13 protein-coding genes are annotated in these 16,498 nt (G+C 61.9%); 6 read left to right on the top strand and 7 right to left on the bottom strand.

Annotated features, from left to right (window positions below; translation table 11 throughout):
• Window positions 1–85 precede the first annotated feature (85 nt).
• On the bottom strand, window positions 86–2,122 hold the full coding sequence (locus ACFUCV_RS06960; RefSeq protein ID WP_380813861.1) for an ABC transporter ATP-binding protein: 2,037 nt from the start codon (window positions 2,120–2,122) through the stop codon (window positions 86–88).
• Window positions 2,122–3,852, bottom strand: coding sequence for an ABC transporter ATP-binding protein (locus tag ACFUCV_RS06965; RefSeq protein ID WP_380813863.1), 1,731 nt, complete (start codon window positions 3,850–3,852; stop codon window positions 2,122–2,124). Before ACFUCV_RS06965 ends, ACFUCV_RS06960 begins: the two co-directional genes overlap by 1 nt.
• A gap of 300 nt (window positions 3,853–4,152) precedes the next feature.
• Here ACFUCV_RS06965 and ACFUCV_RS06970 point away from each other — a divergent pair, with 300 nt between their 5' ends.
• Entirely contained in the window at window positions 4,153–5,574 is a 1,422-nt protein-coding gene (locus tag ACFUCV_RS06970) for an amino acid permease (protein WP_380813865.1), read from the top strand.
• Window positions 5,575–5,597: 23 nt separating this feature from the next.
• Here ACFUCV_RS06970 and ACFUCV_RS06975 read toward each other — a convergent pair whose 3' ends face one another.
• Both ACFUCV_RS06975 and ACFUCV_RS06980 read right to left on the bottom strand, forming a co-directional pair.
• Window positions 5,598–6,470 (bottom strand): spermidine synthase, encoded by an 873-nt coding sequence (locus tag ACFUCV_RS06975; protein ID WP_380813868.1) that lies wholly within the window; start codon window positions 6,468–6,470, stop codon window positions 5,598–5,600.
• Window positions 6,470–6,805 carry an MTH1187 family thiamine-binding protein gene (locus tag ACFUCV_RS06980; RefSeq protein WP_380813871.1) on the bottom strand — a complete coding sequence of 112 codons (336 nt, stop codon included), beginning with the start codon at window positions 6,803–6,805 and terminating at the stop codon, window positions 6,470–6,472. Before ACFUCV_RS06980 ends, ACFUCV_RS06975 begins: the two co-directional genes overlap by 1 nt.
• Window positions 6,806–6,903: 98 nt before the next feature.
• Between ACFUCV_RS06980 and ACFUCV_RS06985 the strand changes: the two genes are divergently transcribed.
• Window positions 6,904–7,479, top strand: coding sequence for a DUF5684 domain-containing protein (locus tag ACFUCV_RS06985; protein WP_380813873.1), 576 nt, complete (start codon window positions 6,904–6,906; stop codon window positions 7,477–7,479).
• Here the strand turns inward: ACFUCV_RS06985 and ACFUCV_RS06990 are convergent.
• Window positions 7,476–9,341 (bottom strand): glycoside hydrolase family 15 protein, encoded by a 1,866-nt coding sequence (locus tag ACFUCV_RS06990; RefSeq protein WP_380813876.1) that lies wholly within the window; start codon window positions 9,339–9,341, stop codon window positions 7,476–7,478. The genes ACFUCV_RS06985 and ACFUCV_RS06990 overlap by 4 nt on opposite strands.
• A 100-nt stretch (window positions 9,342–9,441) precedes the next feature.
• Here ACFUCV_RS06990 and ACFUCV_RS06995 point away from each other — a divergent pair, with 100 nt between their 5' ends.
• Window positions 9,442–10,731, top strand: coding sequence for a DUF445 domain-containing protein (locus tag ACFUCV_RS06995; protein WP_380813879.1), 1,290 nt, complete (start codon window positions 9,442–9,444; stop codon window positions 10,729–10,731).
• A gap of 6 nt (window positions 10,732–10,737) precedes the next feature.
• Here ACFUCV_RS06995 and ACFUCV_RS07000 read toward each other — a convergent pair whose 3' ends face one another.
• Together ACFUCV_RS07000 and ACFUCV_RS07005 are read right to left on the bottom strand one after the other, a co-directional pair.
• Window positions 10,738–11,664, bottom strand: coding sequence for a hypothetical protein (locus tag ACFUCV_RS07000; RefSeq protein WP_380813881.1), 927 nt, complete (start codon window positions 11,662–11,664; stop codon window positions 10,738–10,740).
• A 65-nt stretch (window positions 11,665–11,729) separates the two neighbouring features.
• The gene (locus ACFUCV_RS07005; protein WP_380813883.1) at window positions 11,730–12,368 is read right to left on the bottom strand and encodes an alpha/beta hydrolase; all 639 of its coding nucleotides are present in this window, start codon (window positions 12,366–12,368) and stop codon (window positions 11,730–11,732) included.
• A gap of 330 nt (window positions 12,369–12,698) precedes the next feature.
• Here ACFUCV_RS07005 and ACFUCV_RS07010 point away from each other — a divergent pair, with 330 nt between their 5' ends.
• Genes ACFUCV_RS07010 through ACFUCV_RS07020 form a run of 3 tightly spaced genes read left to right on the top strand, consistent with a single transcriptional unit; the run spans window position 12,699 to window position 16,478 of the window.
• Window positions 12,699–13,487, top strand: coding sequence for a DeoR/GlpR family DNA-binding transcription regulator (locus ACFUCV_RS07010; RefSeq protein WP_380813885.1), 789 nt, complete (start codon window positions 12,699–12,701; stop codon window positions 13,485–13,487).
• The gene (locus ACFUCV_RS07015; RefSeq protein WP_380813887.1) at window positions 13,484–14,446 is read left to right on the top strand and encodes a 1-phosphofructokinase family hexose kinase; all 963 of its coding nucleotides are present in this window, start codon (window positions 13,484–13,486) and stop codon (window positions 14,444–14,446) included. Before ACFUCV_RS07010 ends, ACFUCV_RS07015 begins: the two co-directional genes overlap by 4 nt.
• 1 nt (window position 14,447) lies before the next feature.
• Window positions 14,448–16,478, top strand: coding sequence for a fructose-specific PTS transporter subunit EIIC (locus ACFUCV_RS07020; protein ID WP_380813889.1), 2,031 nt, complete (start codon window positions 14,448–14,450; stop codon window positions 16,476–16,478).
• Window positions 16,479–16,498: the final 20 nt, after the last annotated feature.

The following is a 16,498-nucleotide window of genomic DNA, read 5'->3' on the forward strand; positions in this document are numbered from 1 at the left end:
TCTGTTTCCCTCCCCGCAATGTCTTTTGTGGGACGCACCCCATTTGTGGGGGGGGGGGTCCAACAACTGCCATTTTTTGTTATGGTCAGTGCACATCGGGTGCCGCAACTTCACCGGCAAGTTCATGCCCGGCCTGGAACTGGGTCATGTACAGCTTGTAATAGGCGCCGCGGCTCTCCAAGAGCTGCTCATGATTGCCATGCTCCACAATGTCACCGTCTTCCATGACCAAAATGGTATGGGCGTCGCGGATCGTGGAGAGGCGGTGGGCAATCACAAATGAGGTCCGGTCCGAGCGCAGAGCCGCCATGGCATGTTGGACCAGCAATTCGGTGCGGGTGTCCACCGATGAAGTGGCCTCGTCCAGAATCAGCAGCGAGGGTTGGGCAATGAAGGCCCGGGCAATGGTCAACAATTGACGTTCCCCGGCTGAGACCGTGCCGCCGTCGGCGTCAATGACCGTGTCATAACCGTTTGGAAGTTGGCGCACAAACCTGTCCACCATGGTGGCCTCGGCAGCTGCAACAATTTCCGTATCGCTGGCATCCAGGCGACCATAACGGATGTTCTCCCGAATGGTTCCTTCAAAAAGCCACGCATCCTGCAGCACCATGCCCACCTGGGCCCGCACCTGCTTTCGGGAAAGCTCACGGATATCCACCCCGTCGAGCATGATCCGCCCGCTGGTGATTTCATAAAAACGCATGATCAAGTTCACCAAGGTGGTCTTGCCCGCACCGGTGGGTCCCACAATGGCCACTGTCTGGCCAGGCTCCACCGTGAAGGAAACGTCCCGGATGAGCGGGGTCGCCGGAGCATAGCCAAAACTGACATTCTCAAAGCGCACATGACCATCGGTTCGCGCAGGCAACAGTGCCGAATCCTCCTCCGGCTCCTGCTCCTGCGCATCCAGGATCTCAAAGGTCCGTTCGGCGGAGGCAACACCGGATTGGATCATGTTGGCAATGCCGGCGATCTCGGCGATGGGCTGGGAAAACTCCCGCGAGTACTGGATAAAGGCAGTGGCATCACCCAAGGTCATTTGACCTGTGGCTACACGCAGCCCGCCGCCCACCGCCACTAGAACGTAGGAGAGGTAGGAGACAAACTGCATGGCGGGCATGATCATGCCAGATACAAACTGGGCGCCGAAGGAGGCTTTGAAGAGCTTCTCATTGCGGCCGTCGAACTCCGCCAGCATTTGCTCATCCCGGCCATAGGCCCGGACCAGTTCGAGGCCTGAAAATGTCTCTTCAATGTGCCCGTTGAGAGCGCCGGTGTTCTTCCATTGCGCCGCAAACAGCTTCTGCGAGCGCGTGCCAATGAACCCGGCAATGATCCCTGACAACGGCAGCGCTATTAAAGCGATCAACGCCAGCTGCCAGGAAACAATGAACATCATTACGCCAATGCCAATGACTGTCAGCGCTGATTGCACCAGTTGGGAGAAGGCCTGTTGGAGGGCTGCCTGGATGTTGTCGACGTCGTTGGTCACCCGCGACATCAGGTCCCCGCGCTGCCGGGTGTCAAAGTAGCCCAGGGGAATCTTGTTGAGTTTGCGTTCAATGTCCTCGCGGAGCTTGAACACTACACGCATCACCAGTGCATTGAGCAGGTAGCCCTGCAGCCACATGAGCGTTGACGCCACCATGTACAGCACCAGCACAATCACAATCAGGCGGCTCAGCTCCACAAAGTCAATGCCGGCGCCAGGAATTATCTCCGCCTTGGCCAGCATGTCGGCGAACTGGTCATTGCCCGCATCCCGCTGGCCCTGGATCTGCGCTTCAAGGGGCACGTTGGCCGGCAGCTGCGAACCAATGACCCCATTGAAGATGACATCCATGGCCTGGCCCAGGATTTTGGGCGCAATGACCGTCAGCACCACGGAACCCACCACCAGGGCAATGACCAGTGCGAACATGACCCGTTCGGGGCGCAGCAGCCCCACCAGACGCTTCACGGAGGGCCAAAAGTGTTCGGCCTTCTTGGCCGGCGCATCACCAAACATGTCGTCGGCACCCGTGGGCTGGTATTCCGGATACAGCTCCTCACCGGTTTCCGAGCCCTGGTCCTTTTCCACGGGGGCTTTGGACTTGGCGTCTTTGCTGCGGCGCGCCATCAGGCCACCCCTTCAATGCTCATTTGTGACTGCACAATCTCGCGGTAGGTGCTGTTGCCCTCAAGCAGTTGCTCATGGGTGCCGGCGCCGACCACTGCGCCATCGTCGAGCACAATGATGTGGTCGGCCTCCCGAATGGTGGAAATGCGTTGGGCCACAATGATTACGGTGGCCCCTTCCGTGGCCTCGTGCAGTGATTGGCGCAGGCGCTGGTCCGTGGCGACATCCAGGGCTGAAAAGGAATCGTCAAAGAGGAACACCTTGGGGTGCACGGCAAGCGCGCGGGCAATGCACAGACGTTGCCGCTGCCCCCCGGAGACATTGGTGCCACCTTGGGCAATGGGCGTGGCGAGCTGCTTGGGCTTCTCCGTGACAAAGTCGCTTGCCTGGGCCACCCGCAATGCCTCCCACAGCTCCGCATCATTGGCCTCGGGGCGCCCGAACCTCAGGTTGGAGGCCACGGTGCCGGAGAACAGGTAGGGTTTTTGCGGCACCAGCCCCACCAGCTGGGCCAGCTGGATGCGGCTCAGTTCGCTGACATCCACACCGCCAATGCGCACTGTTCCTTGCTGTGGGTCAAAGAGACGTGGAATCAAGTTCAGCAGCGTTGTTTTTCCTGATCCCGTGGACCCCACGATGGCCGTGGTTTTGCCGGCCTCCGCCGTCAGGGAGACATTGTTCAAAACCGGCCGTTCCGCACCTGGGTAACCAAAGCTCACCCCGGAAAACTTCACACCGTGAGTTACGGGAAGTTCCCTGCCTGCCGGCACGCGCAGGCTTGGTTTGGCGGTCAACACCTCATCAAGGCGCTCGGCGGAAATGGCTGCCCTGGGAATCATCATGACCATGAAGACGCCCATCATGACCGCGACGAGTATCTGCAGCAGGTATTGCAAAAATGCCGTGAGGGAACCCACCTGCATTTGGCCGGCGTCGACCCTTTGGCCACCAAACCACAGCACGGCCGCCGTGGCGAGGTGCAGGATCATCATGATGGCCGGGAACATGAGGACAAACAAATTGCCCACCCGCACTGACACGCGCGTCAGCTTCTGATTGGCGTCACGGTAACGCGCGGCTTCAAAGCCTTCCCGCACAAAAGCGCGGATCACCCTGATGCCCACGATCTGCTCGCGCAACACGCCGTTCACGGCGTCGATCCGGTCCTGCATTTCACGGAAAAGCGGCAAGAGCTTGACCACCAAGAGGCCCACCACGGCGAAAAGCAGCGGCACTGAAACCCAGAGCAACCAGGACAGGCCCACATCCTCCCGGAGGGCCATGATGATGCCGCCAATGCACATGATGGGGGTGGAGACCATGAAGTTCAAGGTCATCAGCACCAGCATTTGCACCTGCTGGACATCATTGGTGTTGCGGGTGATCAAGGTGGCTGTGCCGAAACGGCTTACGTCCAACGCACCCAGGGCGTTGACGCGGTAATAGACCTCGCGGCGCAGGTCCCGGCCTATCGCCATGGCCGTGCGCGCACCGAAGTATATGCCGCCAATGGCCGCGGCGACCTGCACAAAACAAACCATGATCATGGTCACGCCGGTTGCCCAAATGAAGTCGGTGTCGCCGCGGCTGATGCCTTGGTCAATGATTTGGGCATTCAAGCTCGGCAAATACAAGGCGGCGATGGTGGCAATGAGCTGGAGCACCAGGACGGCGGTGATCCAGACCCAATAGGGTTTAGCATGGCTGATGGCCAAACTCAGAAGTTTCACGGAGCTTCCATTCGAATATACGTCTGAATAGTGACGTACAAAACATTAAACACCTGAGGCGCTTGATGTGTCGAGGCGCAGCACACTTTCAGCTTAATGATTGCGGCTGCAAACCCGGCCGGCACAGTGTTTGGCGTGCGGGCAGTTGCGGCAAGATAGAATGTTGCAGTTGGAAAATCAAGGAATTTGGCGTCCCAGCGGCGCTTTTGCCACCCCCACCAGCACCCGAGTGGTGCCGCCCACCTTTTCGGCCGGAGAATGAGGCCGTCCACCGCGGCACCCGGTGTTAGAAAGTTCACCATGAATCCCACAGGAGCCGTACTTGTGCGCGGCCTCAAGACCCGGCACATCCGTTTCATGGCCTTGGGTTCGGCCATTGGCACGGGACTGTTCTATGGATCCTCCAGTGCCATCCAGGCCGCTGGACCGGCGGTCCTGTTCGCGTACATCGTTGCCGGTGCCGCAGTGTTCATGGTGATGCGGGCCTTGGGCGAGCTGGCAGTGCGGCACCCCGTCTCCGGCTCCTTCGGGCAGTACGCCGGGCGTTACCTGGGTCCCCTGGCGGGCTTCATCACGGGCTGGACCTACGTCTTTGAAATGGCGATAGTTGCCATTGCCGATGTCACGGCCTTCAGCATATACATGGGCTTCTGGTTCCCCGAGGTGCCGCGCTGGATTTGGGTGCTGGCCATCATCTTTTTCCTCGCAGCCATTAACATGCTCACCGTGAAGGTCTTTGGTGAACTTGAATTCTGGTTTTCCATGATCAAGGTCGCCGCCATCATTGCTATGATTGCAGGCGGTGCCGCCATCATTATTTTCGGTTTCCAGCTCGACGGCGGCGGGACCGTGTCCGGTTTGGGAAACCTGGTCAACAATGGCGGCCTGCTGCCCAATGGCTGGCTTGGGCTGCTGGCGGCCTTTGCCGTGGTCATGTTTGCCTTTGGCGGCATTGAAACCATCGGTGTCACCGCGGGTGAGGCGCAGGATCCCGGAAAATCCATTCCGGCCGCCGTCAACACGGTGCCGGTGCGCATTTTACTGTTTTACGTGCTGACCTTGGGCGTGCTGATGAGCTTGATTCCCTGGCAGGACATTACGGGCCAGAGCAGCCCCTTTGTGCAAATTTTTGATTCCCTGGGCATTCCCCTGGCCGCACATATCCTCAATGCAGTGGTCATTACAGCTGCCCTGTCAGCCATTAACAGCGACATCTTCGGGGCCGGGCGGATCCTGTTCGGCTTGTCCCAGCAAGGCCATGCCCCCGCGGTTTTTGGGAAGATCTCCCGGGCCGGCGTGCCATGGATGACAGTGCTGCTGATGACGGGGGTGCTCTTGGTGGGAGTGGTCCTCAATGCCACCATCCCGGAAGATGTTTTTCTGCTCATAGCCTCCATTGCCACCTTTGCCACGGTATGGGTGTGGATCATGATCCTTGCGGCCCACATTGCCATGAAGCGCCAAATTGCCCGCAAGCACCTTGCCCCCTCGGCGTTCCCGGTGCCGCTTTGGCCCCTGGCTTCAATTCTGACTGTGCTGTTCATGCTGGGGGTCATTGTGTTGCTGGGCATCCATCCCGGGACCCGGATGGCGTTGTACGTTGGCGCCGCTTGGCTGGTCCTGCTGACGCTTGCCTTTGCTGCTTGGGTCCGCGGCAACGGGCGACGCCGTCCCGACCTTGTGGACGAAACCCCCGCCGCGGCCGCAGCCGCGGTACGCTGAGTGCGGGCCCGCGCCTGCCCGGCCTATGGTGCCGCGTCGTAAAGGAGCGGGGCGCTGTGGCCGAAAAGGCGCACTTTTGAATCATCCCAAAGCTGTGCGGGCATGGCTCCGCCCAGCAGGGTCCGCTGCAGGCTTGAGCCGTTTCCCAGTGGCGCGTCACTGCCGGCAATGATGATGTTGCCCGAGCGCCGTCCCTTCAACATGGGCGGATCGGCAATGATCACCGTGTGGGCGAAACCCGCCGCTATGGTCGCCGCTTCCCGGCGCGCGGTCGTCAGGGCCGGGGCGTCACCGCAATTGACAATATATACGCCATCAGGCATAAGCACCCTTTTGGCTGCGGCGGTGAATTCCACGGTGGTGAGGCCGTGGGGTGTTTTGGCTCCCGCAAAGACGTCGCGGATGATCAGATCCCGGCTCGCCCCGGTCAGGGATTCCGTCACCTGCCGTGCTTCACCCACACGGATCCTCAACAGCGGTGCCCGCGGCAGATCAAACCAGTCACGGACATGGTTGGCCAGGACGCCGTCAATTTCCACCACCACATTCCGGGACTGGGGGTACGCCGCGACCAGATACCGGGGCATGGCACACGCCGCCCCACCCAGGTTGAGGCTGCGAAGTTTGGCTCCGGATGCCCAGCGGTCCGCCACCAGCGCCATGATCCAGCGCATGTACTCAAAATCCAGGCGCAGCGGGTCGGCCAGGTCCACATGTGAGCTCTGCACGCCGTTGAGCAGCAGCAGCCAGCCGTTCGGGTTGTCGCCGTCGGGAATTAGCTCCGCCACGCCGGTGTCCGTGACATGCCTGCCAGCCACGGGACCGCGGGCTGCGGCATCCCTGACGGTGCCCGCAGCCTCCCCGGCACCGTTATTAGGCGTCCGTTTGCGCCCCATCAGGAATTTTCAAGCGCGTCCAGGGCCTTTTCCAGCCGGGCCACCTTGCCGCTGAGTTCGCCGCTGTGCCCGGGACGGATATCCGCCTTGAGCACCAGGGACACCCGGGAACCGTAAGGGGCCACGGCCTCGGTGGCCCGCTTAACCACATCCATGACCTCATCCCACTCACCCTCGATTTCAGTGAACATGGAACCGGTGTGATTGGGCAGCCCCGAATCACGCACCACCTTCACGGCCGCGGCCACCGCCGTGTGGACGGAGGCGGCGTCGGATGTTCCGGCGGGTGCATCCAGTGCTGTGCCGCTGGGTGCTACTGAAAATGCCACAATCATGATTTTCTCCTCAATACTGGACCGCAGGTGCGCCAGCTTTTTCCTATGGGCACTTCGCCCCATGGGGGACGCCGCGCAACTGACATAGCATGGCTGCCATGGTTGCATCCATCCTTGCCTTAGTGCGCCCTTTTAAATATGACAGCTACGACTCCTACAACAGTTACGGCTACAGTGACAGCTCCGCCGACGGGGCTTCGGTGCTGCTGGTCATCATGGCCATTATGGGCATTTACGCGCTGGTCTTCCTGGTGATCTGGCTCGCCAATGGTTTCGCCTGGGCAGGGCTGTTCGCCAAGGCCGGCCACCCCCAATGGGGGGCCTTTGTGCCGTTTTACAACACTTGGATCATGGTAAAAATCGCCGGCCGCCCGGAGTCGCACTTTTGGTTGCAGTTCATCCCCTACGCCGGGATCTACTGGGCCATTCTCTCAGTAAACGACGTGGCCAAGTCGTTCGGCAAGGACACTGCCTACACCGTGGGTCTGCTGTTTGTGCCGGTGGTGTTTGCCTCCATCCTCTCCTACGGCCAAGCCCGCTACCGGGGGCCTGCCTATATCTCCCCCGAGCAAAAGCAGTACCTCCAGCATTACGGCCAGGCGTATGGCGGGCAGCCCCAACCGCCGCAGCCCACTGGGTACCCGCTTCAGCCCGGGCCCACCAACCTTCCCTAGCCTTTATTGGACAGCACGGGCAGTTTGTGGGTTTCCGGAGGCTCCCACGGCGAACTGAGCTGCCCGGAACCTGCGAGGGCGTCGGCTGCGCGCACCAGCGCCAAGTGGGAGAAGGCCTGCGGAAAGTTTCCCACCATCCGTCCGCCCGCAAGGTCGTACTCTTCACTGAGCAGTCCCACCTCATTCGCCAGTCCCACCAGCTTGTCCATGAGGGCCACAGCCTCCTCGCGGCGGCCCGAGTGGGCATACTGTTCCACCAGCCAAAAGGAGCAGGCTAGAAAGGGATGCTCGCCTGGGGCGAGCCCGTCCACACCGTGGTCGGTGCGGTAACGCATGATCAAGCCGTGCGGATCCAACAGTTCGGCTTCCAAGGCCTGCACCGTTCCGAGCATTTCCGGGGAGTCATAGGCCACAAAACCCACCTGCGGAAGCACCAGCAAGGACGCGTCGGTGGTGGTGCCGCCATAGGTCTGCGTGAAGGTGTTCAGCTCCGCATTGAAGCCGTGCTCCATGATTTCAGCCTGGAGCTGGTCGCGCAGACCCTCCCACCGCTCCACGGGCCCTGACAAGCCATGGTCACGCACGGCCCGCACACCGCATTCAAAGGCGGCCCACATCATGACGCGGGAATGGGTGAAGTGCAGCAAATCCCCCCGCATTTCCCAAATTCCGTGGTCCCTGGCATTGAAATTCTTCTCCACAAAACCCAACATTGCATGCTGCAGGGGCCAGGAAAAGTCATCCTCGGTTCCACCGTTGACCCGAAGCTTCTCCAGCGCCACCAGCACCTCGCCCACAACATCCGCCTGGTACTGTCCCACCGCCCCATTACCAACGCGGACGGGCAGGGCACCTTCATAACCAGGCAGGTGGTGGAGTTCCCCTTCAGCCAGATCACGTTCACCCGCCAGCCCGTACATGATCTGCAGATCGTCCGGATCCCCCGCGACGGCACGCAGCAACCAGTTCCGCCACTCCATCGCCTCGGCCTCAAAACCGTGCGTCATCATGGCTTCAAGGGTCAGTGCGGCATCACGCAACCAGCAATACCTGTAATCCCAGTTCCGTCCGCCGCCAAAGTCCTCGGGCAGGGAACTGGTGGGGGCTGCAACGATCCCACCGGTGTCTTCATGCGTCAAAGCGCGCAGCACCAGCAGCGAACGCTCCACAATGGCTGCATATTTTCCGTCTTGATTAAAGCCCGCGGCCCACTGCTCCCAGTATTTTCCGGTGCACTCCAACGCCTCCTCAATGTCAATGGGTGGTGGGACGGCGCGGTGGGACGGGTACCAAATGAGTTCCTGCTCCACACGCTCCCCCGCCGCGACAGTAAAGCTGCCGCAGTGTTGTCGGCCCGCAGCCACGGGCAGATCATTGCCACGCAGCACGAGCGCATCCGGTCCTGCCACTGCCACAATGGCGTCCCCACCACCGACGTCCGGCACGCGCCGCACCCAGGGCAGAATTTTCCCGTACCCCGGACGCACCGTTATTTGCTGATCGAACTCCACGGTGCCTGTCAGGCCCTCAAAGCGCCGCACAATGGAAGCCCGGCGATCCCCCACGGGCATGAAGTCAGTGACGCGTGCCGATCCCTCCGGCGTGCGCCACACGGTTTCCAGGATGAAGGTGCGCCCCACATAGGACCGGCTTTCCACCACGGCGTCAGGATGCGCCGGGGCGATCCGCCACAGGCCGTGATCCGCTGTGCCCAAAAGTGCCGTGAAAACCGCCGCCGAATCGAAGCGGGGGAAACAAAGCCAGTCAATGCTCCCGTCACGGCCAATGAGGGCGCCCGTGTGTAGATCGGAAAGGAGTGCATAGTCTTCAATTCTCGATGCCATGGCTCCATGGTTCCACATGGCACCACGGAGTGGTTAGACGGTCCAAGCAGCGAACCGTGCAGTCATTGGGCCCGGCACCACGCCCAAAACTGTCAGGGTACCGCGCTACGCTTGCATCATGGCCCAAACCGAACAGCTGAATCCAGCACTGCGTGGTGCTGCCTCCCGTTCCGACGCCGACAAGGCAGCGGCCCTGCGGCGCATGAAAAACATAGCCCTGGGCCTGCTGGTTTTCATGGCCGTGGTGTTTTGTGTGGCATTTGCGCTGCAGGAAAAGTATCCCTGGCTAAGCTACGTCCGGGCCGCGGCCGAAGGCGGCATGGTGGGAGCACTGGCAGACTGGTTCGCTGTAACAGCGTTGTTTAGGCATCCCATGGGCATAAAAATTCCCCACACGGCCATCATCCCCAACCGCAAGGATGAGATCGGCAACTCACTGGCCGAGTTTGTGGAGACCAATTTCCTTTCGGAGACCGTTGTGGGCGAGAAACTGGCGTCCATGCAGATTGCCCAGAAATTGGGTGGCTGGCTGGCCAAGGCCGAAAGCGCCGAACGGGTGGCCAGCGAGGGTGCGGCGGCAATCCGTGGGGCCATGACGGTGCTTAAGGATGACGACATTCAAGACGTCATTGAGTCCATGGTGCGCAAGCATGTGCTGGAACCACCGTGGGGTCCGCCGGTGGGCAAGCTGGCCGAGCGCATCTTCGCCGACGGCCACCACCACTCCCTGGTGGATTTGCTGGTGGACCGCTCCACCACTTGGATCCGGGCCAACCATGCCACCATTTCCGATCTGGTGGTGGACCGCTCCCCCAGCTGGGTGCCGCAGTTTTTGGACGGCATGGTGGGGGACAAAATCTACAACGAGCTGTACAAGTTCGCCCGCGCCGTGCAGAGCAACCCCGACCATGAGGTTCGCCAGCAACTGGATAATTACCTGAAGGATCTGGCCCAGGAACTCCAACATGATCCGGCCATGATTGCCAAGGCCGAAGCCATCAAATCCCAGGTCCTTGGCGACCCGGAGGTTCGTGAACTTGCCGGCCGCACCTGGGAGACGCTCAAGGCAGCCCTCAGCGACGCTGTGGAAGATCCCAACTCGGAGCTTCGGGTGAAATTTGTCAAAGCGGTGGGCGCCTTCGGCGAGCGCCTGGTTTCCGACGAGGAACTTGCGGCAAAGACCAATAAATGGATTTCAGATGCAGCCGCCTACCTTGTGGGCACCTATAAACATGAGATCACCTCGCTCATCTCTGACACCGTGCAGAACTGGGACGCGCAGGAGACCAGTGAAAAAATTGAGCTGCAGGTGGGCAAGGATCTGCAGTTCATCCGAATCAACGGCACCGTGGTGGGTTCACTGGCAGGGGTGGCCATCTTCACCGTTGCAACCCTCGTTTTCGGGTAGCTGGCCCTAGTGCCCGCCGCGGCCTGGTTTCTTGGCGGCCTTGATCTTGGGGGGTTTGGCTTTGGGGATCCTGGGCGCTTTAGGCAGCCGGCGTCCTGATTCCAATTCAGCCAGCAGCAGCGGCGGAATTTCCAAGGGGGCTGGACCGAAGGCATGCTGGGCTGAGGCTATGACGGCTTTGCCCATCATGTAATTGCCTACGCCACCAATGGCGGCCCCAATTCCAAAGGGCATTGCCTTGCCCACCATGGAGGCACCGCTCCTGGCCGCCATCTTCTTTAGGAACATTTTCCGCATGGGGGCCATGACGCCCTTGGCGGCCGTCATCGGCATGCTCTTCGTGGCGTTCCGGCCCCACGCATGCATGGGCGTTTTACCCTTTCCCAGCGCCTGGCCGGTCAAACCCTGGAGCATGGACAGGCCTTCATCGCCCAAAATGATGGCCATCACCATGAGCTGGGCGCTTTCCGGGTCCTGCAGACGGACCCCGTGAAGCTCGGCCACCGACTGGGCGTACAGGGCCGTGGCCTCGAGGAACACCCCTGTGGCGGCGGCTGAAATGCCCAGCGCGGCAAGTGTGCCCACGCCCGGAATAATGGCGGTGGCACCAATGGCGGCACCGCCTGTCCCCATGCCGGCGAGAAATTCCTTCTCCAGGCGTCGGCTGAGTTCGTGGGCGGTGGCGTGGGGGTGGCGTGCGCGCAACCGCCTCAAGTTGCCCAAAACCAGTGGCCGCTGCACTTCCACTGCCTTGAGCAACATGTTTTGAAGGGCCGGAACGGGTTTGCCCTGGGCGTCAAAGGCGGCCCCGGCGGCAACCTTTACCGCCGGATTCACTGGACCCGGGACGGCTGCGAAGCCAGGCGCCATTGGTATTGCCACGTGGTTGGGATTCTTGCGTTTCATCTTCTCCCCTGCCTTGGTGTAGCTCAAGGCTACCGGCACTCCTTGGCCGCGGATTCCGGGTTCACTCTGGGAAAAATTGTTTTGCGGCACCGCTAAGCACTGGGCGTGAAGGACCCGGGCACCCACCCGGTAAGAAAAGCCGACACGTCAGTCAGCTCCGTTGCACCAATATTGTGTCCAAGCCCTTCATAACGGGCGTGGAAGAGCTCCACATTGTTTTCCAGCCAAGCCTGCGTAAAAGCTGTAGCCTCCGGATTGATCACCAGATCATGGGGATCCCTGGCCCAGAGAAAAGGGATGCGCCGTGGCAGTGGATCCATGGTGGCCAGGAGTTCGTTTTGCAGGACAAATCCGGAAAGCCCCACCGCGGCGGTGAACAGTTCCGGGCGGAGCCGCATGAGGGTCGTGGCCATGGCCATGCCTTGGGAATATCCCAAGACGCAGACACTGCTGAAACTCTGCTCCGCCATGGCGGCATCCAGCCATCCCAGGACAGCCGCCGCGGACTGCATCACTTGGGCGAAGTCATTGTTCAGGAAATAGTCCAACAGGAACCAGCCCCGGTCCCCGGCAATGTCATGGGGCCCCCGCAGGGCCGCGCAGCTAAAGCCCGCTGGCATGCTCTTGAACAAGGCGGACATTTTGGATTCATCGGAACCGTATCCGTGCAGCATCAACAGCAGGGGCGTCCCTGCGCGCTCCCCGGCCGGCCGCGACCACAGCGTTTCCATAAAGCCAGACTACCCATCGCAGCCCGCCACGGCGCAGGACGCGAACCCGCAGATAACGTCCCTTTCAGCGGTCCATAGGGACATTATCTGCGGATTCGCGCGGTTCGCGGAGCGGGGGGCGGCGCGGGGCGGCGCAGCATCATTGCCAAGAGCATCAGGAGGGCTGATTTTCGGTGCCCACGGTGAATCCCATGGCGGCAGGGAACCGTGCAGCAAAGGCTCAATCTTTGTTTTTGTGGGAATCAGTTGACAAACAAAGATAAACACAGATAGCCTTTCTGCAATTGCATGCGTGGCCTCCGTCACGTTGTTCCATCGAGAGGAACCGGAATGTTTGCGGAAGAACGGCATCGCAGGACCGCTGAACTGGTGGGCGCCCAAGGCAGGGCCAGCGTAAACGAACTGGCCGAGCTGTTTTCCATCACCCAGGAAACGGTGCGCCGCGACTTGGTCGCCTTGGAAGGTGCCGGCTTGCTGCGCCGCGTCCACGGCGGGGCCGTGGGTCCGAATCAGTTGACCCGCACGGAATTGAGCCTGGGTGAACGCCAAACCCAGCGCCTCGACCAGAAGGAGCGGATCGCCAAGGCCGCCCTGGGCCTTGTTCCCCAGGCACGCACCGCCTCGGTGCTGTTGGACTCGGGCACCACAACCGCCGCCCTGGCCAAACTCCTCAGCGGCTGGAAACCGGCGAACGACGGCGACGAACTGCTCGTGATCACCAACTCGCTCCCCACGGCAACGTCCCTAAGCACCAATACACACTTGCTCCTGGATATTGTGGGCGGGAGGGTGCGCGGATTGACCAGCGCCGTGGTGGGTGCCCGCGCAACTGAGCAGCTTGGCGCACTCCGTCCCGACATTGCCTTCATTGGCGCCAATGGCATCCATGCCGACTTCGGGCTGAGCACCCCCGACCCCGTGGAAGCCGCCACAAAAGCCGCGATGGTCAAAGCGGCCCGGCAAGTGGTGGTCCTGGCCGATGCGTCAAAGCTGGGCACTGAAACACTGGTGCGTTTCGCCGTCCTGGAGGAAATTGACGTCCTCATCACCTCTTCCACCCCGGATCAGGATCTGGCGGAGGCCTTGTCAACTGCAGGTGTGGAAGTGGTGCTGGCATGATCGTCACCCTGACCCCGAACCCCAGCCTGGACCGCACCATTGAACTCACGGCGCCACTGGAACGCGGCGAGGTCCAGCGCGCCACCGCAGCTTCCCAGCATCCCGGTGGAAAGGGCGTGAACATTGTCCGGGCCCTCTCCGCCTCCGGGGCTGCGGCCCTGGCACTGCTTCCGGGGGACGCGTCCGACGCCGTCGTGCTTGCCCTGGCGCTGGAGAAGATCCCCCACGCGGCGCTTCCCATTGGTTCGTCCCTGCGCAGCAATGTCACCATTACAGAGCCCGACGGCACCACCACCAAGGTCAACGAGCCCGGCCCCGCCATCCCCCCGGCCCAACTCGCCGAGCTGTTGGCCATGACAGTGGAAAGGTCCGCCGGGGCCAGCTGGTTGGTCCTTGCCGGTTCCCTCCCGCCAGGGGTTCCTGAGGACTTTTATGCAACGGCCATCGAGGCTGTCCGTGCCGCCCACGGCACGAAGGCGCCCCGCATTGCCGTGGATTCCTCCGGCGCACCACTGCGCGCGTGTCTGCGTGCCGCTCCGGAACTGCTCAAACCAAATGGTGAAGAGCTTGCGGAACTAACCGGCCACTCCACCGGCCCGGCCCTGGAAGCGGACCCGGAACTGGCTGCCCGTGCCGCCGCCACGCTGGTCCAACAAGGCGCTGGTGCCGTGTTGGCCACACTGGGCTCCAACGGCGCAGTGCTCGTCACGGCGCAGGGCAGCTGGCATGGCCGCGGACCCGCCATCCGGGCCAGGAGCACCGTCGGCGCAGGCGATTCAGCCCTTTCCGGTTATCTGCTGGCAACAGACCGCGGGGATTCCCCCGTGGCGTGCCTGCAGCAAGCAGTGGCCCATGGTGCGGCTGCCGCTTCCCTCCCAGGAACCAGCGTTCCCTCCCTCGCGCAAACCCACCCCGCCGCCGTCGTAGTGACGGTTCTGGCCCCAGCCAAAGAGAACTAACATGACAACCCTCATCAATGACGATCTGGTGCTCCTTGACGCAAATCTTGGCGCCGACACCACTGCAGTCATCCGGCGCCTAGCCGAACTTGTTGCCCACTCCGGCCGTGCCTCCGAGGTTGAAGGGTTGTTCGCAGACGCCCTCGCCCGGGAGCAAAAAACAGCCACGGGCGTCCCTGGCGGCATTGCCATCCCGCATTGCCGCTCCGCAGCCGTGCTGGAGCCAACCCTGGCCATGGCCCGGCTCAGTCCTGCCGTCAATTTCGGGGCCAAGGACGGCCCGGCTGACATTGTCTTCTTCATCGCAGCACCGGTGGGCGCTGACAATGAACACCTCAAGCTGCTCTCCAAATTGGCCCGTTCGCTGATTAAGAAAGACTTCACAGCCGCTTTGCGGTCCGCCGGGACTGCAGCGGAGATCGTAGCCCTCGTCGCCGGGGCCCTGGCAGACAAACCGAAACCGGATGCAGCTGCCACCACTGCGGCCGCACCGGTCCCCACCGCCTCCGGCACCCCTGAACCGGCCCGTCAAAAGCGGATAGTGGCCGTCACGGCATGCCCCACAGGCATCGCCCACACGTACATGGCCGCCGATTCCCTCGTTGCCGCGGCACAGGAGGCCGGCGTGGAGCTGCAGGTTGAGACACAGGGCTCCGGCGCCGTGACCCCATTGGATCCAGCCGTGATTGCAGCGGCGGACGCGGTGATTTTTGCCGTCGACGTGGATGTGCGCGGCAAGGAACGCTTTGCCGGAAAACCCCTGGTCAGCTCCCCCGTCAAGCGCGGCATCGACGAACCGGCCAAGATGGTGCAGGAAGCCCTCACGGCGGCAGATGACCCCAACGCCCGCCGTGTGCCGCATTTTGGCGCCGAGGAGACCGCGGACCAAAAGACCGGCAGCGCCGGGGACAGCCTGGGCGCCAAGATCAAAAAGGTCCTGCTCACAGGCGTCAGCTACATGATCCCCTTCGTCGCCGGCGGCGGCCTGCTCATTGCCCTGGGCTTCCTGCTGGGCGGCTACGACATCACCGACAACGCCACCGACGTGGTCCTCAACAGCAGCCTCTGGAATTTGCCCGATGGCGGCTTGCGCATTTACCTCGGAGCCGTGGCATTCACCATCGGCAATTTGTCCATGAGCTTCCTGGTCCCGGCCCTGGCCGGCTACATTGCCTTCGGCATTGCCGACCGGCCCGGCATTGCCCCCGGCTTCACGGCCGGAGCCATTGCCGTGCTGATGGACGCAGGCTTCCTCGGCGGCCTGGTGGGCGGCATCCTGGCCGGCCTTGCAGCGTACTGGATCGGCAGCTGGCGGGTCCCGCGCTGGTTGCGGGGCCTGATGCCCGTGGTCATCATTCCACTGCTGGGTTCCCTGATTGCCTCCGGTGCCATGCTCTTGATCCTTGGCGCCCCCATCGCTGCCCTGTCCACCGGCCTCAACAGCTGGCTCACGGGAATGACAGGAGCGTCGGCAGTGCTGCTCGGCATCATTTTGGGTCTGATGATGTGCTTTGATTTGGGCGGCCCCGTCAATAAAACCGCCTATGCCTTCGCCGTTGCCGGACTGGGTGCCGGCAGCATCGCCAACCAGGCGCCGTGGGAAATCATGGCCACCGTCATGGCCGCCGGCATGGTCCCTCCCCTGGCCATGGCCTTGGCCACCGTGCTGGATAAGAAGCGCTTCTCCCTTGCAGAACGTGAGAACGGCAAAGCCGCCTGGCTGTTGGGCGCGTCCTTCATTTCCGAAGGTGCCATTCCCTTCGCAGCAGCTGATCCCCTGCGTGTCATTCCGGCTTCCATGCTCGGTGGCGCCATCACCGGCGCGCTGACCATGGCCTTCCAGGTCACCTCGCAGGCCCCTCATGGCGGGTTCTTTGTCTTCTTCGCAATCGGCAACCTGGGCATGTTTGCTTTGGCCATCGTGGTGGGCACCATTGTTGCCGCATTTGCTGTAGTGGCACTGAAACGCTGGGCTGTTCGCCGGCCCACCGATACCCTTGCAACAACGCAGCCTGCCAGCCAGGTTGCCTAAGACCTTGGCGTTTACTTACA

Source organism: Specibacter sp. NPDC057265 (assembly GCF_042668835.1).
In the GTDB taxonomy this organism is placed as follows: domain Bacteria; phylum Actinomycetota; class Actinomycetes; order Actinomycetales; family Micrococcaceae; genus Specibacter.

Excerpts from the sequence above, each read along its gene's own strand:
- ACFUCV_RS06975 (WP_380813868.1), bottom strand. The coding sequence starts at position 6,470 with ATGGGGCGCAAACGGACGCCTAATAACGGTGCCGGGGAGGCTGCGGGC.
- ACFUCV_RS06985 (WP_380813873.1), top strand. The coding sequence starts at position 6,904 with ATGGTTGCATCCATCCTTGCCTTAGTGCGCCCTTTTAAATATGACAGC.
- ACFUCV_RS06980 (WP_380813871.1), bottom strand. The coding sequence starts at position 6,805 with ATGATTGTGGCATTTTCAGTAGCACCCAGCGGCACAGCACTGGATGCA.
- ACFUCV_RS07015 (WP_380813887.1), top strand. The coding sequence starts at position 13,484 with ATGATCGTCACCCTGACCCCGAACCCCAGCCTGGACCGCACCATTGAA.
- ACFUCV_RS07010 (WP_380813885.1), top strand. The coding sequence starts at position 12,699 with ATGTTTGCGGAAGAACGGCATCGCAGGACCGCTGAACTGGTGGGCGCC.
- ACFUCV_RS07005 (WP_380813883.1), bottom strand. The coding sequence starts at position 12,368 with ATGGAAACGCTGTGGTCGCGGCCGGCCGGGGAGCGCGCAGGGACGCCC.
- ACFUCV_RS06995 (WP_380813879.1), top strand. The coding sequence starts at position 9,442 with ATGGCCCAAACCGAACAGCTGAATCCAGCACTGCGTGGTGCTGCCTCC.
- ACFUCV_RS06970 (WP_380813865.1), top strand. The coding sequence starts at position 4,153 with ATGAATCCCACAGGAGCCGTACTTGTGCGCGGCCTCAAGACCCGGCAC.
- ACFUCV_RS06990 (WP_380813876.1), bottom strand. The coding sequence starts at position 9,341 with ATGTGGAACCATGGAGCCATGGCATCGAGAATTGAAGACTATGCACTC.
- ACFUCV_RS07020 (WP_380813889.1), top strand. The coding sequence starts at position 14,448 with ATGACAACCCTCATCAATGACGATCTGGTGCTCCTTGACGCAAATCTT.
- ACFUCV_RS06960 (WP_380813861.1), bottom strand. The coding sequence starts at position 2,122 with ATGGCGCGCCGCAGCAAAGACGCCAAGTCCAAAGCCCCCGTGGAAAAG.